This window comes from Enterococcus pingfangensis, from assembly GCF_005405205.1.
GTDB lineage: Bacteria > Bacillota > Bacilli > Lactobacillales > Enterococcaceae > Enterococcus_A > Enterococcus_A pingfangensis.
The window spans coordinates 1-23,134 of record NZ_BJDP01000016.1; the positions used below are offsets into that span (position 1 = coordinate 1).

20 protein-coding genes and 1 tRNA gene are annotated in these 23,134 nt (G+C 38.9%); 6 read left to right on the forward strand and 15 right to left on the reverse strand.

Annotation, left to right across the window (positions count from 1 at the left end; genetic code table 11):
- Positions 1–452 precede the first annotated feature (452 nt).
- The 8 genes from FFM63_RS08990 to FFM63_RS09025 all read right to left on the reverse strand — a co-directional run bounded on the left by FFM63_RS08990 (position 453) and on the right by FFM63_RS09025 (position 11,622).
- A complete protein-coding gene (locus FFM63_RS08990) occupies positions 453–1,958 on the reverse strand; it encodes a HAMP domain-containing sensor histidine kinase (protein WP_137609960.1) in 1,506 nt (501 codons plus the stop codon).
- Positions 1,955–2,641 (reverse strand): response regulator transcription factor, encoded by a 687-nt coding sequence (locus FFM63_RS08995; RefSeq protein ID WP_010740068.1) that lies wholly within the window; start codon positions 2,639–2,641, stop codon positions 1,955–1,957. Before FFM63_RS08995 ends, FFM63_RS08990 begins: the two co-directional genes overlap by 4 nt.
- A gap of 107 nt (positions 2,642–2,748) precedes the next feature.
- Entirely contained in the window at positions 2,749–4,170 is a 1,422-nt protein-coding gene (gene gnd, locus FFM63_RS09000; protein WP_137609961.1) for an NADP-dependent phosphogluconate dehydrogenase, read from the reverse strand.
- Between the two features lie 251 nt (positions 4,171–4,421).
- Entirely contained in the window at positions 4,422–4,601 is a 180-nt protein-coding gene (gene rpmF / locus FFM63_RS09005) for a 50S ribosomal protein L32 (RefSeq protein ID WP_010740070.1), read from the reverse strand.
- Between the two features lie 59 nt (positions 4,602–4,660).
- Entirely contained in the window at positions 4,661–5,212 is a 552-nt protein-coding gene (locus FFM63_RS09010) for a YceD family protein (protein ID WP_137609962.1), read from the reverse strand.
- Positions 5,213–5,418: 206 nt separating this feature from the next.
- Positions 5,419–7,203 (reverse strand): pyruvate kinase, encoded by a 1,785-nt coding sequence (pyk, locus tag FFM63_RS09015; RefSeq protein ID WP_137609963.1) that lies wholly within the window; start codon positions 7,201–7,203, stop codon positions 5,419–5,421.
- A 60-nt stretch (positions 7,204–7,263) separates the two neighbouring features.
- Entirely contained in the window at positions 7,264–8,226 is a 963-nt protein-coding gene (gene pfkA, locus FFM63_RS09020) for a 6-phosphofructokinase (RefSeq protein WP_137609964.1), read from the reverse strand.
- A 138-nt stretch (positions 8,227–8,364) separates the two neighbouring features.
- Positions 8,365–11,622 (reverse strand): DNA polymerase III subunit alpha, encoded by a 3,258-nt coding sequence (locus tag FFM63_RS09025; protein WP_137609965.1) that lies wholly within the window; start codon positions 11,620–11,622, stop codon positions 8,365–8,367.
- A 118-nt stretch (positions 11,623–11,740) separates the two neighbouring features.
- Between FFM63_RS09025 and FFM63_RS09030 the strand changes: the two genes are divergently transcribed.
- On the forward strand, positions 11,741–11,920 hold the full coding sequence (locus FFM63_RS09030) for a YjzD family protein (protein ID WP_137609966.1): 180 nt from the start codon (positions 11,741–11,743) through the stop codon (positions 11,918–11,920).
- A 50-nt stretch (positions 11,921–11,970) separates the two neighbouring features.
- Here FFM63_RS09030 and FFM63_RS09035 read toward each other — a convergent pair whose 3' ends face one another.
- Positions 11,971–13,173 (reverse strand): multidrug efflux MFS transporter, encoded by a 1,203-nt coding sequence (locus FFM63_RS09035; protein WP_137609967.1) that lies wholly within the window; start codon positions 13,171–13,173, stop codon positions 11,971–11,973.
- Between the two features lie 178 nt (positions 13,174–13,351).
- Between FFM63_RS09035 and FFM63_RS09040 the strand changes: the two genes are divergently transcribed.
- Positions 13,352–14,158: a Cof-type HAD-IIB family hydrolase gene (locus FFM63_RS09040; protein ID WP_137609968.1), complete on the forward strand. Its 807-nt coding sequence runs from the start codon at positions 13,352–13,354 to the stop codon at positions 14,156–14,158.
- A gap of 115 nt (positions 14,159–14,273) precedes the next feature.
- Here the strand turns inward: FFM63_RS09040 and FFM63_RS09045 are convergent, their stop codons facing one another.
- The 4 genes from FFM63_RS09045 to FFM63_RS09060 all read right to left on the reverse strand — a co-directional run bounded on the left by FFM63_RS09045 (position 14,274) and on the right by FFM63_RS09060 (position 16,395).
- Entirely contained in the window at positions 14,274–15,056 is a 783-nt protein-coding gene (locus FFM63_RS09045; protein WP_137609969.1) for a hypothetical protein, read from the reverse strand.
- A 199-nt stretch (positions 15,057–15,255) separates the two neighbouring features.
- The gene (locus FFM63_RS09050; RefSeq protein WP_137609970.1) at positions 15,256–15,480 is read right to left on the reverse strand and encodes a hypothetical protein; all 225 of its coding nucleotides are present in this window, start codon (positions 15,478–15,480) and stop codon (positions 15,256–15,258) included.
- 213 nt (positions 15,481–15,693) lie between these two features.
- A tRNA-Ser gene (locus FFM63_RS09055) sits at positions 15,694–15,781 on the reverse strand.
- Positions 15,782–15,822: 41 nt separating this feature from the next.
- Positions 15,823–16,395 (reverse strand): TetR/AcrR family transcriptional regulator, encoded by a 573-nt coding sequence (locus FFM63_RS09060; protein WP_137609971.1) that lies wholly within the window; start codon positions 16,393–16,395, stop codon positions 15,823–15,825.
- Positions 16,396–16,787: 392 nt separating this feature from the next.
- Here FFM63_RS09060 and FFM63_RS09065 point away from each other — a divergent pair, with 392 nt between their 5' ends.
- The 4 genes from FFM63_RS09065 (at position 16,788) to FFM63_RS09080 (ending at position 20,453) form a co-directional block, all read left to right on the forward strand.
- A complete protein-coding gene (locus FFM63_RS09065; RefSeq protein WP_137609972.1) occupies positions 16,788–17,540 on the forward strand; it encodes a threonine/serine exporter family protein in 753 nt (250 codons plus the stop codon).
- 87 nt (positions 17,541–17,627) lie between these two features.
- The gene (locus FFM63_RS09070) at positions 17,628–18,077 is read left to right on the forward strand and encodes a threonine/serine exporter family protein (protein WP_137609973.1); all 450 of its coding nucleotides are present in this window, start codon (positions 17,628–17,630) and stop codon (positions 18,075–18,077) included.
- Positions 18,078–18,257: 180 nt separating this feature from the next.
- Positions 18,258–18,857, forward strand: coding sequence for a TVP38/TMEM64 family protein (locus FFM63_RS09075; RefSeq protein WP_137609974.1), 600 nt, complete (start codon positions 18,258–18,260; stop codon positions 18,855–18,857).
- A gap of 141 nt (positions 18,858–18,998) precedes the next feature.
- Complete coding sequence (locus FFM63_RS09080; RefSeq protein ID WP_246033366.1) at positions 18,999–20,453, forward strand: glycerophosphodiester phosphodiesterase family protein; 1,455 nt, start codon at positions 18,999–19,001, stop codon at positions 20,451–20,453.
- A 275-nt stretch (positions 20,454–20,728) separates the two neighbouring features.
- On the opposite strand, the gene FFM63_RS09925 is transcribed toward FFM63_RS09080, so the two are convergent.
- Together FFM63_RS09925 and FFM63_RS09090 are read right to left on the reverse strand one after the other, a co-directional pair.
- Positions 20,729–20,854, reverse strand: coding sequence for a hypothetical protein (locus tag FFM63_RS09925; RefSeq protein WP_281276913.1), 126 nt, complete (start codon positions 20,852–20,854; stop codon positions 20,729–20,731).
- 925 nt (positions 20,855–21,779) lie between these two features.
- Complete coding sequence (locus FFM63_RS09090; RefSeq protein ID WP_137609976.1) at positions 21,780–23,126, reverse strand: glucose-6-phosphate isomerase; 1,347 nt, start codon at positions 23,124–23,126, stop codon at positions 21,780–21,782.
- Positions 23,127–23,134 lie beyond the last annotated feature (8 nt).

A 23,134-nucleotide genomic window follows, 5' to 3' on the forward strand; every position in this document is an offset into this window, starting at 1 on the left:
TTTGTTTCTATTAAATAGAAACGCCCTACACATTTGGTTTGTTTTATTCGTTCAGTTTTCAAAGGTCTACATTGTTTATTGTTTTGTTTCAACAACTTTTATATCATATCAGCTTTTCAAGTGAAAGTCAATGGCTTTTCTTTAAAAACTTTTTGATAAAAAAACAAGTTTATATCACGTCTCATTCAAGCGACTTTATAAAAATACCACAAGATTTTTCATCCGTCAACAATTATTTTCAATTTATATCAAGACGTTTTTTTCTCTCGGTAACAGATAATAATATAGCAATCTTAAAGCTATAATGCAACTATTTTTTGAATGTTTTTTCGATCTTTTTTATTTTTCGAACGTTCATTTGAAACTCTAAAATAACGTTCGATTTTAAAACAAAAATAACGCTATTTTCGAAGATATATTTTTTAATTTTCGCATAAAAAAACAGCCAAGTTCTACTCGGCTGCTTTTTCTTCTACCATTGGAATAAAAATTCTAAAGATTGTCCCTTTACCAACGGAACTTTCTACGCTAATACTCCCTTTGTAACTCTCTAAAAGTTTATGAGCAATAGATAAGCCGAGGCCATTTCCACCTTTAGTTCGAGCTCTGGCTTTATCCACACGATAAAAACGATTAAAAACTTTATCGATGTCTTCGTTTGGAATTCCTTCACCGAAGTCTTGGATCGCAATTTCAAACTTATTAAGAGTCGACGAAACTGAAACGTGAACTTCTTTTCGGTCAGTTGAGTATTTCACCGCATTATCCAAAATAATAATCAAAATCTGTTCTAAATGATTACGGTAGATTTTCAAAATCTTTTCGTCATCAAGATCATCATCCAAAGTAAAAGTAAATTCAGGATAAAGTAGTTTAAAATTATTAAACACTTGATTCGTCACTTCTTTTGCCTTGGCTGTCTCATTACCATAATAAACATCGACTTGTTCTGCTCGAGACAAGTCTAACATTTCTTGAACAAGGCTTTTCATACGGACAAGTTCTTGCAAACTGGCTTGGATCGACTCATCCAATATTTCTGGATCGTCTTTTCCCCAACGATTCAACATACTCAAATGACCCTCAATAACCGCTACAGGCGTTCTCAGCTCATGGGAAACATCTTCAACGAATTGTTCTTGCTGTTCGATATACATTCGTATCCGGTCGATAACATCATTAAAGATTACTGCTAAATCAGCTAACTCATCATTAGTCTTAATCTCCGGAACATGTACTTCTGCTTGCGGATCTTGCCGAATGATCTCCATCGTGTCGCGTAGGATCTTAACAGGCTTCAAGAAATAAGAAGATAACAAGAATCCTAAGAAACTGCTCAACAGCAGTGAAACAATCTCCAACACGATCAACGTCAGCAACAACTTGCTGCGCATCTCATAAAAATCAGATAGTTCATAAAAGACTTGGGCATAGCCGATCTTCTTATCCGTTTTTTTAGAATAGATCGGTTCAATCGATAAGAAACCATTTTTGTCATCGACTGTCGTAATCGTCGGTTCTTTATACTTCGTTTGTACTAGCGGCTGGTAATTTTTTTGCGTTTTAAAAATCAACTTTTTGTCCAGATTATAGATGTCTAAAGACAGTTGACGCTGACCTAATTCTGAAATAAAATCATCGATCCGCATCATATTGCCTTCTAGCGTCATGTTTTGATCGTACATGGCACTGTCTTGTTTGTCACTTTCAGTCAATGTTCGATACGTGTTCACTAAGGTCAGCTCTTCATCGGCATTGGCTAAACGTGAGGTCACTTCAGAAATCGTACGTTCTACATTAGTTCTTTCTTTCGTTACGATCAAATTCACGGAAGATTTATAAGTGATCACAGCGAAGATCGTAAATACTACGAATATAAAGAAAGAACTTGTAAAGGCCCACTTGATGGTGAGTGAGGGCCCCTTCAGTTCTCTTTGTTTCTTGATAAATTTTCTCATGAGCGCATAACGTACCCAGTACCACGGACAGTTTGAATATAACTATCTTCACCTGGTACATCGATTTTATTACGCAAATAACGAATGTATACATCGACTACGTTAGTTTCTACTTCTGTTTCATAGCCCCAAACCTTGTTTAGTAAAACATCACGAGCAAGAACTACGTTGACATTTTCCATTAAGGTCAGTAACAATTCGTATTCACGTTTCGTTAATTCGATGATTTCATTTCCGCGACGTACGACACGGTTTTCTTTTTCGATAGTTAGATCACGATAAGTAATCGTTGTTTGTTTAGCAACATTCTTATCGCCTTCAATATCGATTCGACGAAGTAATGCACGTAAACGCGCAAGTAACTCTTCGATTGCAAAAGGTTTAACGATATAGTCGTCAGCACCATGATCCAAACCAGAAACACGATCGATCACAGAGTCGCGAGCTGTCATCATGATGATCGGTGTATTTTTCACTTGACGAACACGACGACAAACTTCTAAGCCATTTAATTCAGGAAGCATCAAGTCAAGTAAAATTGCATCCCAGTCGCTTTCTAAAGCAGCTTCAAGTCCAGTTCTACCATTATAATGCACTTCTGTATCATAGCCTTCGTGCTTTAATTCTAGTTCGACAAAACGAGCCAGATTTTTCTCATCTTCAATGATCAGAATATTACTCATTTTTTTAGTTCCTTTCCAAGTTAAATTTCATTAAGCCTCTATTATTATAGGGCTAAACCTGTCAAAAAGCTATAGATACTTAGTACTAATATCATAAATAACCCCTGCTATTCTTCGTCGTACCAGCTATAATGATAGATTCCTTCTTTATCTGTACGTTCATACGTATGTGCTCCGAAGTAATCCCGTTGCGCTTGAACTAAGTTTGCAGGCAAGCGTTCTGCACGATAAGAATCGTAATATGTGATTGCAGATGAGAATGTTGGTACCGGTACACCGGCTTGAACAGCAATTGCAACAACTTCACGAACAGCTTGTTGATATTTCTCAGTGATTTCTTTAAAGTAATCATCTAACATCAAGTTTGCTAGATCAGAATCTTTTTCATATGCATCGGTAATCTTTTGCAAGAAGCGTGCACGGATGATACAACCAGCGCGCCAAATTTTTGCGATTTCGCCAAATGGCAGATCCCAACCGAATTCTTTTGATGCGGCACGTAATTCAGAGAAACCTTGAGCATAGCTCATGATTTTGCTGAAATAAAGCGCTTCGCGGATTTTTTCGATCAATTCTTGTTTGTCGCCTTCATATTTATAAGGTGCTGGACCAGAAAGGATTTTGCTGGCTGCAACACGTTCTTCTTTATAAGCCGAGATAAAACGAGCGAAAACAGATTCTGTGATCAATGGTAGCGGCACACCTAGATCTAAGGCACTTTGTGACGTCCATTTACCTGTTCCTTTATTGCCGGCAGCATCTTTGATCACATCAACGATTGGTGCGTCTGTTCCTTCATCGTCTTTACGTGTCAAGATATCCGCAGTGATTTCGATCAAATAGCTGTCTAGTTCGCCTTTGTTCCATTCAGAAAAGACGTCTGCCATTTCCTCTACTGAAAGACCTAATAAACGTTGCATCAAGTCATAAGACTCTGCGATCAATTGCATATCGCCGTATTCAATCCCGTTATGGACCATTTTTACATAATGGCCTGCACCATCTGCTCCGATATAAGTGACACAAGGTTCACCGTCTTCAGCTTTAGCAGCGATTTGTTCGAAAATAGGCGCAACTAAGTCATATGCTTCTTTTTGTCCGCCCGGCATCATAGAAGGTCCTTCTAACGCACCTTTTTCACCGCCGGAAACGCCGGTACCGATGAAGTTGATGCCTGAATTAGCTAACTCTTCATTACGACGAATCGTATCTTTAAAGAATGTATTTCCTCCATCAATCAAAACATCGCCTTTATCTAAGTGTGGCAATAATGATTGGATTGTGGCATCAGTTGCCGGTCCTGCTTTCACCATCAACATGATACGACGTGGTTTTTCGATTGTGTCAACAAATTCCTCGATTGAAAAAGTCGCTTTTAAGTTGCGATCAGGATGTTCTGCAACGACCTCTTCTGTTTTTGATCCAGTCCGATTATACAAAGCCACCGAGTAGCCGCGGCTTTCGATATTCAATGCTAGATTTTTCCCCATCACAGCCATACCTACGACGCCGAATTGTTGTTTTGACATAATTTATCCTCCTAGTTCATATGAATGGTCTTATTTTCCGATAGAAAAATAAGGTGGATTCTCACCACGTATACACTCCCATTGATCCTATTTAAAATAAAATCAGCAGAATTGATACTCTAAATATTCAATACGTTTCTCATTATATCCTAAGAAAGTAAGAATGGAAAATGAATAGTGTTTTTCTAAGAAAAAAACCTCAAGACTCCATGGTTAGTCTCGAGGTTTTGACTTTCTCTATTAAAAAGTGCTTATGCTTCTTTAGACATAACATCTTTTCCATCATAGTAGCCGCAGTTGGCACATACGTGATGGCTCTTCTTCATTTCGCCACAGTTAGGACATTCATTCAATCCTTTAATGGTCAATTTGTAGTGAGTACGACGTTTGTTCTTTTTAGCTTTTGATGTTTTTCTAGCTGGTACTGCCATTGGGTGTTACACCTCCTTGTAAAATGAAGTATCATTTTCTGATACATTTTATTCCAATCTTACTTGTCATCCTCTGATTCATTGAACAGTTCAGATAATTTTGCAAGACGAGGATCAATTGTTTCAGCGGATTCTTTTCTTTGCAAATACTCTTCCTCACTGACAACTTCCCAATCGTTTCCTTTTGGTAAATCAGTTGTCTGCAATTCTTCTTCAGAAAATACTTGCAATGGAATCGCTAATAAAATGTTATCTTCGATAGAATCTGTTAAGTCGATCGTATCACTGTCTAAGACAAGAATCTCTTCGTCTCGTTCGGCTTCCATTGAAGACCATTGCTCCCTAGTCATGAATACTTCGTCCACTGAAAGATCAAGCGGCAGATCAACTGGTTCCAAAGAACGAGCTGAAGGAACAGTTACAACAGTTTTCAGTTGATAATGTAAAATATATTCATTCTTCCCGACAGATAAGATTCCTGTTACAGTAACCGGAGCTACGGCTAAGATCTCATTATCACGGGCTGCTAATGCGTCATTCACATCAATCGTTTCTGAAAAGTTCAGGGTTTCTTCTTTATAGCGGCGTAATTCGCCAATCGACCATTTCATTATTCATCACCTCTAAGCAACAATCGCTATTATACAGGTGTAAAAAATCTTTGTCAATGAAATTTTCTTGACACCTGTAAAAAACGTTATAATGCGGTTTGTTATTAAAAAACTTCAATTACCGTTCAAACTTAAAGAGCGCTATGCAGGACAATTGATAAAAAAAGCGAACCGATGACCTGGTCCGCTTCCTAACAATCTAAAGGTTAGATTGCTGTTGTTTGTCCACGGTAAACGATGCCGCGACGAGGATCGATAGTGACTAATTCACCATCAACAACTGTTGAAGTTGCTTCTTTTGCGCCAACGACTACTGGGATATCTTGAGCGATACCGACAACAGCAGCGTGTGAAGTCAATCCGCCATCTTCAACGATCAAAGCAGCAGCTTTTTCGATTGCAGGCATGTAGTCTTTGTCAGTTGTTGGTACAACTAAAACCATACCGTCTTTAGCGTTTTTAATTGCTTCTTCAGCTGATTTTGCAACAACTGCATGAGCAACGACTGTTGTTTCACCGATACCTTGAGCTTCTAATAATTTAGAACCGATCATTTGAACTTTCATTACGTTTGTTGTTCCGCGTTCGCCGACTGGAACACCCGCAGTAATTAAGATCAAGTCGCCTTCTTTAGCAAAGCCTAATTCAACTGCTTTTTGAGCTGCTAAGTCAAACATTTCATCAGTTGTTGATGGTTTTTCAGCAACTGTTGGGTAAACACCCCAGTTAACCATCAAGCTGCGTTTTGTATTTTCGTCAAACGTTACAGCTAAGATGTCAGCGTCTGGACGGTATTTAGAGATCATACGTGCCGTGTGACCAGATTCAGTTGCCGCAACGATTGTTTTAACGCCTAAGTTTTTCGCAGCGCGAGCGACAGATAAACCAATTGTTTCTGTTACGTTTGATTTATCAAATTCGTTGATTTGGAATGAGCCTAGTTCTGATAATGCAGATTCAGCTTCCATATCGATCCGAGCCATTGTGCCAACAGCTTCAACTGGGTATTTACCATTTGCAGATTCACCAGAAAGCATTGTAGCATCTGTTCCGTCAAATACGGCGTTAGCAACGTCAGAAGCTTCAGCGCGTGTTGGACGCGGGTTTTCTTGCATTGATTCTAACATTTGAGTTGCTGTAATGACTGCTTTACCAGCATAGTTACATTTTTTGATAATCCGTTTTTGAACCATCGGTACTAATTCAGGTGCGATTTCAACACCCATATCCCCACGAGCAATCATGATTCCATCAGAAACTTTGATGATTTCGTCGATGTTATCGATTCCTTCTTGTGATTCGATTTTAGGGAAGATATGAACGTGTGTCATATTTTTTTCTTCAAGAATTTCACGAATATCAAGAACATCTTGTGCTTTACGAACAAAACTTGCAGCGATAAAGTTGATGTTGTTGTCTAAACCAAAACGGATATCGTCTGCATCTTTTTCAGTGATCCCTGGCAAGTTGATTGAGATACCTGGAGCATTTACCCCTTTACGAGAACCTAGCATACCTGCATTTTTAACAAGCATGATCAATTCGCGGTTTTCTGCGTCTTTTTCGATGATTTCCATATCGATTAAACCATCATCGAATAAGATGTGTCCGCCGATGTGTGCATCGTCGAATAAACCTGGGTAAGTAACGGCGATTTTTTCTTTAGTCCCTTTATGTTCAGAATCCATTGAGATACGAGTTTTGTCGCCTACGTTAAATTCGATGTAGCCAGCGCGGCCATAATCTGCTTCGGTAGTGTTTTGAACAGTTGTACGGATTTCCGCACCTTTAGTATCTAAAAGAATACCTACATCTTTACCAGTTTTTTCTACTGCTTCACGAACCATGTTCATACGTGCAAGTTGTTCTTCGTGATCTCCGTGTGAGAAATTGAAACGGAACACGTTAGCACCAGCTTCAATTAATTGAGAGATTGTTTCAACCGTGTTGCTTGCTGGTCCTAATGTACTAACGATTTTCGTTTTTTTCATTACGTAATACGCTCCATTCTTGATTGTTTTAATATATAGTATTCACTATTATTAACGAGATTAAAATGAGATTTGGTTGTTCAAATCATATAAAGATAAATCAGGTTTATGTTTGTTGTTTTCTAAAGTATCAACGATATCAGCAGCGGTAACTTTATTGTCTTCAAGACCAATACATAATCCGCCTTTACCTTCTAACAATAAATCAACAGCATATGAACCAAATTTACTTGCTAATACACGGTCGCGGGCGCTTGGTGAACCACCACGGACAACGTGGCCTAATACACTGACACGAGTATGGAAATCGCCATATTCAGCCAATTTTTCAGCAAATTCATTTCCGCCCATCACGCCTTCAGCAAGGATGATCAAGCAATGTTTTTTCCCGCGGTCGCGGCCTGCATGGATCTTCTTAGCAATTCGTTCCATATCAAAATCATGTTCAGGAATGACGATTTCATCTGCTCCGCCTGCAACACCAGACCATAAAGCGATATCGCCGGCATTACGTCCCATTACTTCGATAACAAATGTACGAACGTGTGAAGTCGCTGTATCACGAATGCGGTCAATTGATTCCAATACGGTATTGATTGCTGTATCAAAACCAATCGTAAAGTCTGTTCCTGGAATATCATTATCGATCGTGCCTGGGATTCCAACAGCTGGATAACCATGTTTGGTCAATGCCATCGCACCATGATATGATCCGTCACCGCCGATAACAACTAAACCTTCGATTCCGAATTTTTTCAATTGTTCGATTCCTTTTAATTGACCTTCTTCAGTAGTAAATTCTGGGTAACGAGCTGAATATAGGAAAGTTCCGCCTCGTTGGATCTTATCACCAACATCAGCAACATCCAAACGACGAATATCACCAGCAACTAGACCAGCAAAACCATAATTGATGCCATAGACTTCCATGCCTTCAAAAATCGCTTTACGTACAACTGCACGAACAGCAGCGTTCATTCCGGGAGCGTCTCCTCCACTTGTTAAAATTCCAATGCGTTTCATTTTCTCACCTCATAAATATTCTCAAAAACATACATCGTTTAATCCATGGTACATTCTATCAAAAAAAAATCTAAAAGTCTTGGGAAGTCCCTGGGAAAAGCCTATTTTTTGAAAAAAGTTTTTGAAAGTTACAAGAAATCATCTTATTACGACATTTTGCTCCCCTAATATGTCGCTTAAAGCCGCTAAGATGGGTTCATTAATCCCTATCCAAAACTTTTTATCCAGCGCAATCTTTCGGCGGCCTTTTTCATAATAGATTACAACCGGCACTTTTCCCGGTGACAATTGAAGCGTTTCAGCGATCTCTTTTTGGATATCCGGAGTCTCTTGGTTTGCTTGGACTCGCAAGAATAATGTTTTATCGCTGATATCCTCTTCCGCCGTTTGAGCCGGCGTCAGTGTTTCAACTAATAATTGGAGCGTTTGATCGTAGTTGCTGCGTTCAACTTTTCCTTGAACCAAATAAACTTGTTCCAACTCAAGCTCGTTGCGCAAGCGGCGATAATTTTGCGGAAAGATCGTTAAAGAGATTTCACCGCTTTGATCGTTACCGGTTAAGAAAGCCATTTGCTCACCTTTTTTCGTTCGAATCTCACGGATGTCTTTTAAATAGAAGAGAATTCTTCCCTGCTTACCTACGACTAATTCCGTAACCGACTGCAGGTCCTTCTGTTTCAACAGTTTTGGATAGTTTTCTGTCGGATGACCAGAAACATATAAACCAAGATATTGTTCTTCATAATCCAAACGTTCAGCCAATGAATAATCGGCGATCTCACGTTCTTTTAAACTCATCACATCTAGTAATGTCACACTGCCCCCACTATATTGGACGTTTTGGATCTTTCCTTCCAGTCCGTCAGCTAATTCACGACGATTGGGATGCAGCTCATCAAATGCTCCAATCAGAATCAGCGGCTGAATATAGTCAGGTTTTAACCAGCGTGTTTCGATCCGCAATAAAAATTGATCCAATGACTCAAAAGCGCCGCCTTCTTTACGCGCTTTTAAAATATCGCTGACAAAATCGCGCCGCATTCCTTTTATCGCATCTAAACCAAAGCGAATCAATTCTTTTTCTACCAATGTAAAACTATAGCTGCTGCGATTGATAGCCGGCGCTAATAGTTTCACGCCAGCACGATTGGCTTCGGCGATGTACTCCCGTAATTTTTTTGGATCGTTTCTTACTGACTGCATCAAAGCCGTGTAAAACGCTCCCGGATAGTGGACTTTCATATAGGCCATCTGATAGCCGACAAAACTGTATGCCACTGAATGCGATCGGTTGAAACCGTAATTAGCAAAGCGTTCAATATAATCATATACTTCTTCGGCACTCTTTTGACTGTGTCCGCGCCCGGCAGCTCCTGTGACAAAATGACGTCTTTCTTCATCTAATAAATCTTTTTTCTTTTTGCTGACCGCGCGCCGCAAGATATCGGCCTCACCTAAGCTGAAACCAGCCATTTGAGCGGCGACTTGCATGATTTGCTCTTGGTAGACAATGAATCCATACGTTGGTGCCAAGATCTTTTGAACAGAAGGATCGGGAAAGGTCACTTGTTCTGTGCCGTTTTTACGCGCGACAAAACGATCAATGATCTGCATAGGACCCGGACGATATAACGCATTGACTGCAACGATGTCTTCAAATGAAGTTGGATACAAATTGCGCAGGACTTTGCGAATACCAGCAGATTCAAATTGGAAAACACCGCTCGTTTCACCTCTTTGGAACAAATCCAACGTTTTCGGATCGTCTAAAGGAACATTTTTCAAATCCAAGTCTTCGTGATAAACCCGTCGGATCGCTTGTTGCGCATTATCAATGATAGAAAGATTGCGCAGACCTAGAAAGTCCATCTTCAACAGCCCAATCGCTTCTACGTCAGTCATCGTAAATTGCGTCAGTAAAATATCTTCAGAACCTTTTTGAAGCGGGACAATGCCCAGTAAGTTTTGATCGCTGATGACGATGCCGCCTGCATGCGTCGAAACGTGACGCGGCAGACCTTCTAAGGCCAACGCTGTTTGGAAAAGCAGTTGGCTCCGTTCGTCATGACTGACTAACCGCTTTAAAGACTCCGATTTTTCATAAGCTTCTTGTAGCGTGATCTTCAATTGACTTGGGATTGCTTTTGACCAGCGATTTGCCTCGCTTTGTGATAGACCAAAGACACGACCAACATCACGCAAGACCATCTTGGCAGCCATTGTACCGAACGTCGCGATTTGCGAAACATGGAAATGACCATATTTTTCATGGACATAATGCAAGACTTGGTTCCGACGATTATCCGGAATATCTAAATCAATATCAGGCATACTATTTCGTTCTGGATTCAAAAATCGTTCAAACAACAACTCATATTTGATCGGATCTACATCGGTGATACTCAAGACATAAGCAACCAACGACCCTGCGGCAGATCCGCGGCCGGCACCGGAAACGATTTTACTGCGATGCACATAATCCATGACATCCCAGACAATCAAGAAATAATCATCAAATCCCATATTGTGGATGATCGCTAATTCACGATCTAGCCGCTGACGATATTCCTCAGTTACTTCAGAAATTCTTTCCGGCAATTTTTGCCAACAAAGCGTTTGTAAATAAGTATCGGCACTTTGTTTTGTCGGCACCGGGTAATGGGGCAGCAATTTTTGGTGCAGCGGCAAATCAAATTGACACGCTTCAACTAATCGCTGGGCATTTGCCAAAGCCGCTTCGTCTGTAAATTCAGCGATCAACTGTTCCATCTCGACTAAATAGTTTCCACCCTGCTGATTGGTCAATTCTTCTCTTGGCAGCTGACTACCATTTTGAATGTGACTCATGATCTTGACGGCAAAAGCTTGATCCGCTTCTAAATACGCCACTTCATGAATAGCGATTTTTGCACAACTCTCCGGCAAATCAGCTGTTTTCGTTGTTGGTGAGATTCCTAAATAAAATTCTCCATCGATCATCGCTTCAATCTCTGGCAAAATCGTTTCGATTGAATTACTTAAATGATCAACCGGCAAAACAGTGAAAAGATTTTGAGCATCGACTTTGTAATCTGACAGAGCTAGCGGTGCTTCCGCTAACATGCGTGTACTGGACAAACGCATCAATTCTTGATAACCGGCAACATTTTTAGCATAAAATAAGATATTCTCCGTATCTTCTTCAAAAGAAAATTCCAATTCTAAGCCAATGATCCCGATCATTTGATTGTTTCGACACGTTTGAAAAAACTCAACCGCGCCATACAAAACATTCTCATCAGTAATCGCGATGGCCGAATATCCGCGATCTTTCGCCGCTGCTACGTATTCTTTAATCGTTAATGTACTTTTCAATAATGAATAGGAAGTTTTCGTGTAAAGTTGTGGTAATGGCATAGTTTCCCTCCTATGTGATTCTCGCTTGTCTCTGATTAAACTTTCGGGGCTTCTCTTTACATTTTCAAAAAGAATGCTAAACTGTACCTAAATATTATTGCGAAAAGAGGTGCTCTTTATGAAATATTTAGTTACACTATTTTGGGCTTTCGCAATTGGACAAGCCGTTTGTTATTTAGGCGGTGCTCTGCAGATTGGTACTTATAACTTCGAATTCTCTACGATTGTTTCGCTGATTATTGGAGTTATCGTGATCATTGCTGCGCAGTTTGTTTCACCTAAAAAAGCCGAAGCATAGAAAAAACCAGTTACTTTATTGTAACTGGTTTTTTGTTTATTTCAAATCAATTATATCTTTGTTTTTGTTACTAGCAATTTGCGGAAATTAAAGAGGCTTAAAATAATATTTCCAAAAACACAGGCACTGGTAACTAAAAATACTGCTGGATACCCCATCGTATGCGCCACAGTCGAACCGAGCATCGGTCCGATGACTTGTCCAAAATTGTTGAACATTTGATTGTAACTGAAGATCCGACTGACTCCTTCTGGCGGACTAATCTTGCTGATGAGCGTGTTGATTGACGGCATCAATGCCCCCGTTGAAAATCCTAAGAAGAACCGCAGTACACCTAGCTGGAACGGCGTCTTAACAAAAGCCATCGGAATAAAACAGAATAACGATAAGACTAAACCCGCTAACAAAACTTTATGATTCCCGATCCGATCGCCGATTTTACCTAATGTCGGCGAAGAAGCAATCGCTGATACCCCGGCAACGGAAACGATAAACCCGCTGACGACTAACGCATTACTGCTGCTTCCGCTCAGATCACGAATATACAGCGTTAAAATCGGACTGATACTGGTCGCACCAACTTGCAAGATCAACGAACTTACAAACAATCCCATCAAAATCGGCATGTAATTGATCCGTTTGCGCAACTCCGCCATGCTGATCACATCTGCTTTTTCGATCGGTTTAAAATCTTCTTTGACCATAAAGACCGTTAAAACAGTACAAATCAGCAAAATGATCCCTGTGATAATAAAAACATTCCGTAATCCGAACCATTGCGCCAACATCCCGCCGATCAACGGTCCAATCAAATTTCCGGCAACACTGCCGGTCGCGAGTGTTCCGAGAGCCCAGCCACTTTTTTGTTTAGGAACTTGCGAAGCAATCAATGCTGTTGCATTTGGGATATAACCAGAGAGAACGCCCGTCATAAGCCGCATAAGCAATAACCAAAAGACATTTGGGACAAACGCTAAAGAACCCATCGTAACCGTCATTCCAGCCGCCGCTCGAATCATCATCAAACGCCTTCCTTTACGATCGGCTAAATTCCCCCATAACGGCGAAACGATCGCCGCTGCGAATGCTGTTACAGAAATTGCCAGACCTGAGAACAAATCGACTTGTGATTGAGCCGTCCCCAGCTGTTCAATATAGACTGGCAAAAAAGGCATCACTAAACTGAAGCTTGCACCAGTAAAAAAACAACCGATCCAAGAAATCAATAGATTCCTTCGCCAATTGATCTTCATTTTCTGTATCCCCTTTCTCACCATTTTCAATTCTATACTAACAGATTCTAGCAAAAAAAACTTTTCTCTTCTCTCGATTCTCTTGACAAGTTCTTAATACTTTTCTCTTTTTCAAGCGCTACAGTTGCGTTTTTTGATGAATATGCTAGACTAAAACAAATCGAAATGAGGAATTTTTATGAAGAAATTAATCGCAATTGATTTAGACGGGACGACGCTGAATCAAGATTCTAAAATTAGTGATAAAACGGCAAAGACTTTGCATCGCGCGATTGAAGATGGTCATTCCGTTGTGATTGCTACCGGTCGTCCATACCGTATGAGCAAGAATTTTTATCACCAGTTGCAACTAACGATGCCGATGATTAATTTTAACGGCGCACTTGTCCATCTTCCAGGTAAACAATGGGTAGGCGAACAGGAAACATCGTTCAATCGAAAAATCGTATTTGATTTGCTCTCAGAAAAGAAAAATCTAAAATTAGACTTCATTGCCGCCGAAAATCGCGAAACCTTTTTTATCGATGATCTAAACTTTTTTGATCAGCATTTTTTTGCTAGCGATTTTGCGACAAATGACAACTTATTGACGATTAACACGCTGAAAACCAATCCGACTTCTGTCTTGTTGCGCAGCCAACCTGAAAATGTTGACGGTGTTTCTGAAGAATTGAAACAACAATTTGGGCATGAAGTTGAAGTCAATACATGGGGCGGACCTAATCCGATTTTAGAAGTCGTTGCTAAAGGCATTCAAAAAGCCCATGGATTAAAACGTGTGATTGAAAATTTCAATTTGAACAGCGAAGATATCATTGCGTTCGGCGACGAACACAACGATGTAGACATGTTGAAATTTGCCGGTTGGGGTGTTGCGATGGCTAACGGTACAGATCAATTAAAATCGGTTGCCGATGCTGTCACTGAAAAGCCAAATACCGAAGACGGTCTGGCTGATTATCTAACTAACTATTTAGACTTATAAAACATTGCGGCTTTGAATTATCATTGCTGCGTTTGCTAAATGAAAAAAAAACTGAGGCATTGGATCAACTTGGATCCTTTGGCTCAGTTTTTTAATGGACTATCTAAAACTTTTCTTACTTCACGACCGTGTATTCATCAATCGTTTTACCATCTTTATCTTTTAATACGAACCAACCGTTTGTTCCAGCATAATAAAGAAAAATCCCGATCTCATTCACACTTTTCAAAACGATATCCTCAGTTGTAGTAAAATCTGAAATCTTGTCTGCGTGATCTGCCCGCAATTTTTCTGTGAAGCGCGCACTAAACCCGACCGAACCATCTTTATTCAGCGGCATCTCTTGCTTGAGTTTTGCGCCGGCTTTCAACAGCATCTCATTGCGCTTTTGCCAAACGACCTCGCCTTTTGCATCGTTGTAATCGATATAAAAGGGAATCTCGCTGACTTTTTTATTCCAGCGATGCTGTGCTTTAGCAGGGGCTTTCTTGATTTTTTGATTTTCATAGCCAAAAGTAGCCAGAATCTCGAATAATTCTTTTTGATACTCAGCTACGACCGGAAAGTGATTGGCCGCGATTTTTTGAGCTTCAAACAGTCCAATCGTTTTAAGTGAATTTCCATTCCAAGCATCTAGCATTTGCTGCGCCAGATTCTTTGGCTCAATGTCCCAGGGAACACTGATGGTTATTAAACTTTCAGACTCTTTTAAAATTTTCGGATCGATTTTTTGCCCGTAATCAATCGCGTAAGCTTCTCGTCCCTTATAGTATAATACTAACTCATCTTGACTCAATGCCGGTACTTTTTTTAAGTCACGATAAATCGCCATCGTTCCTTGCTCATCGAATCGGATTTTCGTTATCTCTTGATCGATTTCAACCACTAATTTAATCATTGGATTCTCCTCAAATCTTTTTTCCTTAGCTTATAAAAAAAGTGTCGCTGAGTCGAATAATACGCCTCAAAAATCCACTCATCCTTTCGAGAAAAAGCAGATCATAAAAAAGAGTCTTCCGCTTCATTCTTCTCTACTAATTTTTGTACAGCCCAGCCAAAAAGAAAGACCTTCTTATTCAACTAGAAGGTCTTTCTTTTTAATCAATGATCTTTTTAATTTTAAATGGTTGGTTATTTTCGGAAGATTCCTCTTGATCTGCTAAATCGAATAAAATAAGCGTCTCACCTTCATCTTCCACGATTACTAATTTGCCTAGTGGATCACGTTTGTCCTTGACGATCTGAGCTTCTTTAATCAATTCTTTAGGATCGCGCTTAGCTGCAATCGCATTACCTAAATTAAAAAAGACTGTCTCTTCCATCTCTATCCACTCCTTTGAGAACTTATCTTTAGTATAGCAGAACCGCAAATAAAGCCTTAATAATACGCATAGATGATTTAAAAAACGTGAAAGCCTTAATGAACGAATGCATTATCTGGAACGTTAATCAAAAGTTATCACAAAAAAAGAACCAGAAACATCAACAGAATTACTTCTGCATCGTTGTTTCTAGCTCGACCAGTCAGATAAATAAGGAAGGTACAGGATTTGAACCTGCGCGCCGGTATTAGCCGGTTCGCCGGATTTCGAGTCCGGTGCATTACCACTCTGCCAACCTTCCGCATTATTTATCTTACCTTTTTTATTTCAAATGTCAAGATTTTATAGTGTATCTAAAACTGAAGTATCTTCTTCTTCTAAAATATTGACGATTGTCCGGTTGATCAAATGAACGATCTCATCTTGAGTCGGCTCAATGATCCCTGAAGACATCAGCGTTGCGATCCCGGTAACACAGATCCACGTTCCGACATGCAAAGCATTGATATGATTTTCAGACAATTGACCGTATTTAGGATGCTCGACAATTAATTGATGGAAGTAATTGTAAGAAAAGTCATGCATTTTTTTACCGCCGCCGTATTCTTGAGCAAACAACGCGTTGTAAAGGTTGCTTTGTTCTTTTGCAAAATAAACATAGTTCAACCCTAAATCAATGATCGTATCACCTGTGCGAACTTCTGGGAAAATATCGTAATATAAGTGATTACAAATTTCATCTAATAAAGTATTTTTAAGATCACTCATGTTTTTGAACTCTAAATAGATTGGTTGTGTACTGATCCCCATTTTTTTGGCAATATTGCGTGCTGTAAATCCAGAGAACCCTTCACTTTCGACAACTTCGTAGGCAGCTTTTAGAATCTGGTCCTTAGTATAAACTTTTCTTCTCATTTTAATTCCTCCCAGAATGTTATTATTTTTCTCGTCATTTTATTTTAATCAAAAACTGATTAGTTTTGCAACCCTTATCCAATATGTTATCTAAATTTACATATTTTTTTTAAAATAAAAAAAATTCTTTTTATATTTTTTCTTATGAAGGGAGTGGAACCGTTTTATTATCTTATTGAGATTTAATCAACTTTTTTTTAAAATAAAAAATCCGTTATGCATATGAGGCATATTTTGTTTCTTTATCCCGCAAATAAAATCTCTCAAAACAAAATTTGCTGTTACTTTATTATACTTTCTCTAACAGTTGGTGACAATCCTTATTCTTTTTCTTGTCTATTTTATTTATTTTCTCTACTATAGTAATGAAATAGATAAAGGTGGTTAGCTTGATGGAACAGCAAAACTATACACAACTTGTTTTAAATACCTGTTTGAAGGCAGGAAAAATCATGATGGAGTCCGGCTCAGAAGTCTATCGCGTGGAAGACACGATGAAACGGATTGCCCTTAATGCTGGTTTTGACGATATCCAAACTTACGTGACCGCCACGGGTTTGATTATCGGCTTTCCTTCTGAACAAAATAGCCAAGTAGTTCAGATCACTCAGCAGGCGATCAATCTGGAGAAAGTGACTGCCGTCAATCAAGGCTCTCGCCAATTTGCGGATGGTGAATTGTCATTGCCGGATTTTTATCTTTATTTGGAAGAAGTCGATCAAGCGACTCCCGATTTTCCTTATTTATGGAAGATCATCGCGGCGGGAATCGTCAGCAGTACGTTAATGATCATTTTGAATGGTACTTGGTTTGATTTTATTCCAACATTTATTATTGGAATGATCGGTTTTGCGGTCCACACCTTTTTTGGCAGAAAATTACGGATGAATTTTCTAAATGATTTTGTCGCTGCCTTGATCATCGGCTATCTGTCGCTGGTTGCGGTATATTTTTCAGTTGCAAGAGATGTGAACAGCCTGATTATCGGTTCGATCATGCCTTTGGTTCCAGGGTTAGCGATCACCAACGCCTTTCGTGATATCATGGCGGGACATTTGATCAGCGGTGTCGCTCGCGGAACGGAAGCTTTATTCATCGCGGGTGCGATCGGCGGCGGAATCATCATTGCTTTTAATTTCTTTTAATCAATGGTTAGATGCAACATCTCTAATGCCAAACACCCTAACTATCAATTGCTACTATCACTCTCACTAGCAATCAGGAGGCCACTCATGAACTTTATTATCAACTTTCTATTCAGTATGTTTAGTACAATCGCCTTTAGCGTCATCACAAATATTCCGCGGCGCGCCTTTTTAGCTTGCGGCTTTACGGGGGCTGCAGGTTGGATGACTTTTTGGATCTTGCACACCTACTTCCAACAAAATATCGGTATTTCCAATTTTTTAGGGGCTTTAATGATTGGACTGATCAGCATCTTTTTTTCCCGGATCCGACACATGCCAGTGATTGTTTTCAACGTCCCCAGTTTAGTTCCGTTAGTTCCTGGAGGTCCTGCCTATATGGCTGTGCGTCATATGATGAATCAGCAGTTTACTGAATCAATGGAAGCCGTTGTTACGGTATTAGTCACTTCCGGAGCAATCGCGATCGGTTTTATGTTCACGAATTTAATTGAACGTGCCTTAAAACGGACCCGCACCAATTTCCAAATAAAATAGCAGTATAGTAAACAGGAGAATGCTTCCTGTTTTTTTAGCTCTTCCGTGCAAGCGCAACCATTTAATCTCTAAAAAAAATTTAAGTTTCACACAAAATTCAAAATTTACAACCTTAGACCTATGCATTTTATAAATGAATCCGATATACTTCATTTTAGAAAGCCAAAGGAGCTGAATCTAATGAGTGTTGTTCAATCTAGAAGATTATTAAATATCATTTCGTTGACAGGGATTGCCTTAACGATCAGTGTGACGATTTACTTCTATCACCTAGGGGTATTTAATGATATGAATTCATTGCGGCAACTCATCGGCCATTCACCGATCGCCGGTCCACTCATTTTTATTCTGATTCAAATCGTTCAAGTAGTAATTCCAATTATCCCCGGCGGAATCAGTCTCGCAGCGGGCGTTTTAATCTTTGGTCCATATTGGGGCTTTATCTATAATTATGTTGGAATCGTAATTGGTTCTTTGATTCTTTTCTTGATGGGGAGACACTATGGTAAACCCTTGATTATGCATCTTGTAAGTGATAAGGTATATCAAAAGTACATTCATTGCCTTGACGATCAATCGCGCTTTGAAAAAATATTCGCTTGGGCGATTTTTCTGCCTATCGCACCGGATGACGCCTTATGTTTAATGGCTAGCCTGACAAATATCTCTTTTAAAAAATACAGCGCAATCATCTTGCTAGCAAAACCCGCTTCAGTCTTTTTATATAGCTGGGCGTTACTGCAAGGAGGCAGCTTATTATCTAACTTACTTATCCACTAATTTTTAGTGGATTTTTTAATTGGAGGAATCATGAAGTTTATTCGCCAACCACTCACCCATTTTTTCAGCACATTTTCTTTAAATAATTTTTTACTGCTCGCTTTTGGTCTCCCATTTTTAACGGAGGGACTCTTTTTATTTTTGCGTCAGAGTTTTCTGGATAACCGTTATCGTCCTTTTTACCTGTTGTTGTTGTTTGCCTTAATTTTTCTTTACAGCAACTTTTTCACTCAAGTCCAAGCAAAAGAAAAGGCTCTACAAAACTTTTCATTGAAAGCAACGGGTATTAGTTTGATCTTTTGGCTGCTGCTATCTCCTATCTTTTTCTTTCGCTTTTATCACTTATTGCTAGTATGGCAACCGCTACCAGCAGAGTTGCTGTCTTTCTTGTTTTTCTACCGCCGGAAAATTTTACCGGTACTCATCTTATTTTATTTAGCCATCCTCTATCTCTTATACCGGACTATATTAATGCCTAGCTATCTCAAGCAAGGCTATGGGTTGAAAGCAAGCATGCAGTTTAGTTGGGCGAACACAAAAAAAGGCATCGTTGAACAATTCATTCTTTTTTTACTCATTCCTATCGCTTTTTTTGTCATCAGTTTGCTGATTAAGAATAGTTTTATCTGGTCGACTCAGTTATTAAGCAGTTCGAATACAGCGATGCTCTTATTGTTGCTGCATCGCGTGAGCCAAAATATACTGCGGGCACTTTTTTTCCTTTATTTAACTGTAAGTCCAATGTCTGCCAGTACTGATTCTCAGACAAAGGCCTCAAAAATTTGGTTGAGCTTGACAGTGATTGCTTGTCTCAGCCTTTATTTTCTGCACTATACTCAGATCAATCAAATGCAGCGTGCCACAACTCCTTTGACGATCTCTCATCGAGGCGTTTCTAACCGCAATGGGGTTCAGAACTCAATCGAGGCTCTCAAAAAAACGAATAAATCAATGCGGCCAGATCTCATCGAAATGGATGTTCAAGAAACTGCCGACCATCAGTTAGTTGTGATTCACGATGAAGATTTAAAAACACTTGCCCATAAAAATTTGCGGATCGACGAAACCGCTTGGAAAGAGTTAAAAGAACTTTCTTTAAAAGAAAATGGCTATGTTAGTAAAATTTCGCTATTTTCTGATTACTTAACAACCGCGAATCAATTGAATCAGCCATTATTGATTGAATTAAAAGTCACCGCCAAAACAAAAGCGACGATTATTCATCAACTGCTGCCTTTAAAAAAGGAATTAGCCGGTCATCAATTACAAAGTATGGAACTGGATACGGCCAATCAAATGAAAAAACTTTTTCCGACATTATCGGTCGGCTATATCCTGCCTTTTGATCTGTTAGGTGTGCCGAAAACCTCGCTAGATTTTGTTAACATTGAATCAAAAACAGCAACTGGTGATTTGATCCAATACGTGCATCAGCAAAAACAAAAAGTTTATGTTTGGTCGATCAACTCAAAGCAACAAGCAACAGTCTTTCGTTTTCAACAAGTAAGTGGTTTGCTATCTGATGATCTAACTGTCCTTTCGGAGGATTCGAATGACATAAAGTCTCAGACCGCTAGTATTTTACAATTCTATTAAAAGCCCAACGACGATCTGTTAAAAAGAGATCGTTGTTAGGCTTTTATTTTTTAGCGAGATTCAAATGTATGATTTATAAGAAGAAAGTTTAGCCTTTTTTCATTTTATAAACTAAAAAAGAATCGAACCCATTAAAAGATCCGAATCTCTTTTCTTCCATTATTACCCTTTCGTATGATCAATTATGCGGTACACTCGATTTCAATACACGAAAGAACATCCTCATATTTCACTAACAACCGATTTTGCAACTCGATAACGGTCGCACGATCTATTTAATCACAGTCGAGAACATTAATAAGAATCGTATTGTTATAAAGTTGTTCAACGATCCCCACAACTTCTTTTTTTATTCCAATTGCTCGACATTCATAAGCAAGACCAATTTCAATAGTTTCCATAATAATCCCCCTTTATTTCTACGTTTTTATAATAACACAATATGCAACCATTGAAAACGTTTTTATTTATTTTTATGGCGCTAAATAAGGAATTTTGACTATTTTTAGAAAATTTCGAAAACGACTATACAAACAACTATGGTTATTTTTAATCCTTTATTCATTTTATATTTATTCATTTACGCCTTTTCTATTCTCTTTCGATCATATTTTTATCATTAATTGAGTTGTATAGCTCTCATTTTTACTATACCAATAATCTAATATTTTTTATTCGTGCACTTACTTGTAGCTCAAATCGATCAAGCAAATAGCACAAAAAACTCTCAGTTATTTATGTATCAATCTCCAAAAGTTAGGTTTTTAATCTAGCTTTCTGGAGATACTACATTCAGCTGAGAGTTTTTCATAATATACTGAGTCAATGTTTGGCAGTCCCACGCTTGCTGCTCTGACACTTAGCGTATAAAATCGATTTATTACTATTATTTAGTAAAAATATGAATTATAGCTGCTTAAAAAAAGATGAAATAATTGCTGTAAAGAAAATAAGCTAGATATCAAAAGTGATAGCGAAAATAAGAAAACTAACAAAGTCCACACGATTCTATCCTTTTATTTCATCAGGGATAATGTTGTTCAACTGTTTATCCATTTACTAAACTTCTTTTATGAGAGCAATTTTTACCGATTTAAAAAAATGGCCGTTCGATCGTCTCCCTTTATTCATTAGCTCTCGCTTCAACTGAACTATCAAAATCATCTTAGCTATCTTTTCCATTTCATCGAGTTTTGAAAAAAATCTTTTGAAATTTTCTCTATTTGAAATTTTTTCTATTTGATTACTAAAAAACCCCTAAGTTAGATTTTTAATCTAACTTAGGGGCACACTTTCGTTTAAGTGCTTAAGTTATTACATTTTATTTTATAAACGATCGTTCAATTCTTTTGCTAAGTCTTCGAAGCCTGGTTTTCCAAGTAAAGCGAACATATTCTTTTTGTAAGCTTCTACACCTGGTTGGTTGAATGGGTTTACGCCCAATAAGTAGCCAGAAATACCTACAGCAATTTCAAAGAAGTACATTGCATAACCTAAAGTATAAGCATCCATTGTTGGGATGTTCAATACAAAGTTAGGCACTCCACCATCAGTGTGAGCCAATAGTGTCCCTTGGTAGGCTTTAGAGTTAACGAAGTCTACATCTTTACCTTCTAAGTAACCTAAACCGTCTAAGTCAGATTCTTGTGCAGGAATCGCAACAGATTTACGAGGTTTTTCAACTTTTACGATTGTTTCGAAGATATTGCGGCGGCCTTCTTGGATGTATTGTCCAAATGAATGCAAGTCAGTTGAGAAGTTGGCACTTGATGGATAAATTCCTTTCAAGTCTTTTCCTTCTGATTCGCCGTATAATTGTTTCCACCATTCGTTGAAATATTGCATACCTGGTTCATAGTTAACTAAAATTTCAGTTACTTTGCCCTTACGGTATAAAATATTACGAAGTGCTGCGTATTGATAAGCTTCGTTTTCGTCCAAGTTCTCGCTTGAATAAGCTTCACGCGCATCTGCTGCACCTTTCATCAATGCATCGATGTCTGCGCCGCTCGCTGCAATCGGTAATAAACCAACTGCTGTAAGAACTGAGAAACGTCCGCCGACATCATCAGGAATAACAAAAGTTTCCCAACCTGCTACATCTGCTTCAACTTTTACAGCTCCGCGAGCTTTGTCTGTTGTTGCGTAGATCCGTTTGTTCGCTTCTTCTTGACCATATTTTTTGATCAATAATTCTTTAAAGACACGGAAGGCGATTGCTGGTTCAGTCGTCGTTCCTGATTTAGAGATCACGTTAACTGAGAAATCACGGTCACCGATCACTTCGATCAAATCAGCGATATAAGTTGAGCTGATTGAATTTCCTGCGAAGAATACTTGTGGTGCTTTGCGGTCTTCTTTATCCAAGACATTAAAGAAACTTTGATGTAAAAATTCGATTGCTGCACGGGCTCCAAGGTATGAACCACCAATTCCGATTACTACCAATACTTCAGAATCAGATTGAATTTTTTCGGCTGCTTTTTTGATACGAGCAAATTCGTCTTTGTCGTAGTTTACTGGAAGATCGATCCAGCCAAGAAAATCATTTCCTGCGCCAGTCCCTTCGCGTAATGATTTGTGAGCTAATGCTACTTCAGATTTGATGTAGTCCATTTCATGTTCGCTCACGAACGGTGCTACTTTCGAATAATCGAAATGAATGTGTGCCATTGTTTTTC

Coding starts and splice junctions, on each gene's coding strand:
- FFM63_RS08990 (WP_137609960.1), bottom strand. CDS start 1,958: ATGAGAAAATTTATCAAGAAACAAAGAGAACTGAAGGGGCCCTCACTC.
- FFM63_RS08995 (WP_010740068.1), bottom strand. CDS start 2,641: ATGAGTAATATTCTGATCATTGAAGATGAGAAAAATCTGGCTCGTTTT.
- gnd (WP_137609961.1), bottom strand. CDS start 4,170: ATGTCAAAACAACAATTCGGCGTCGTAGGTATGGCTGTGATGGGGAAA.
- rpmF (WP_010740070.1), bottom strand. CDS start 4,601: ATGGCAGTACCAGCTAGAAAAACATCAAAAGCTAAAAAGAACAAACGT.
- FFM63_RS09010 (WP_137609962.1), bottom strand. CDS start 5,212: ATGAAATGGTCGATTGGCGAATTACGCCGCTATAAAGAAGAAACCCTG.
- pyk (WP_137609963.1), bottom strand. CDS start 7,203: ATGAAAAAAACGAAAATCGTTAGTACATTAGGACCAGCAAGCAACACG.
- pfkA (WP_137609964.1), bottom strand. CDS start 8,226: ATGAAACGCATTGGAATTTTAACAAGTGGAGGAGACGCTCCCGGAATG.
- FFM63_RS09025 (WP_137609965.1), bottom strand. CDS start 11,622: ATGCCATTACCACAACTTTACACGAAAACTTCCTATTCATTATTGAAA.
- FFM63_RS09030 (WP_137609966.1), top strand. CDS start 11,741: ATGAAATATTTAGTTACACTATTTTGGGCTTTCGCAATTGGACAAGCC.
- FFM63_RS09035 (WP_137609967.1), bottom strand. CDS start 13,173: ATGAAGATCAATTGGCGAAGGAATCTATTGATTTCTTGGATCGGTTGT.
- FFM63_RS09040 (WP_137609968.1), top strand. CDS start 13,352: ATGAAGAAATTAATCGCAATTGATTTAGACGGGACGACGCTGAATCAA.
- FFM63_RS09045 (WP_137609969.1), bottom strand. CDS start 15,056: ATGATTAAATTAGTGGTTGAAATCGATCAAGAGATAACGAAAATCCGA.
- FFM63_RS09050 (WP_137609970.1), bottom strand. CDS start 15,480: ATGGAAGAGACAGTCTTTTTTAATTTAGGTAATGCGATTGCAGCTAAG.
- FFM63_RS09060 (WP_137609971.1), bottom strand. CDS start 16,395: ATGAGAAGAAAAGTTTATACTAAGGACCAGATTCTAAAAGCTGCCTAC.
- FFM63_RS09065 (WP_137609972.1), top strand. CDS start 16,788: ATGGAACAGCAAAACTATACACAACTTGTTTTAAATACCTGTTTGAAG.
- FFM63_RS09070 (WP_137609973.1), top strand. CDS start 17,628: ATGAACTTTATTATCAACTTTCTATTCAGTATGTTTAGTACAATCGCC.
- FFM63_RS09075 (WP_137609974.1), top strand. CDS start 18,258: ATGAGTGTTGTTCAATCTAGAAGATTATTAAATATCATTTCGTTGACA.
- FFM63_RS09925 (WP_281276913.1), bottom strand. CDS start 20,854: ATGGAAACTATTGAAATTGGTCTTGCTTATGAATGTCGAGCAATTGGA.
- FFM63_RS09090 (WP_137609976.1), bottom strand. CDS start 23,126: ATGGCACACATTCATTTCGATTATTCGAAAGTAGCACCGTTCGTGAGC.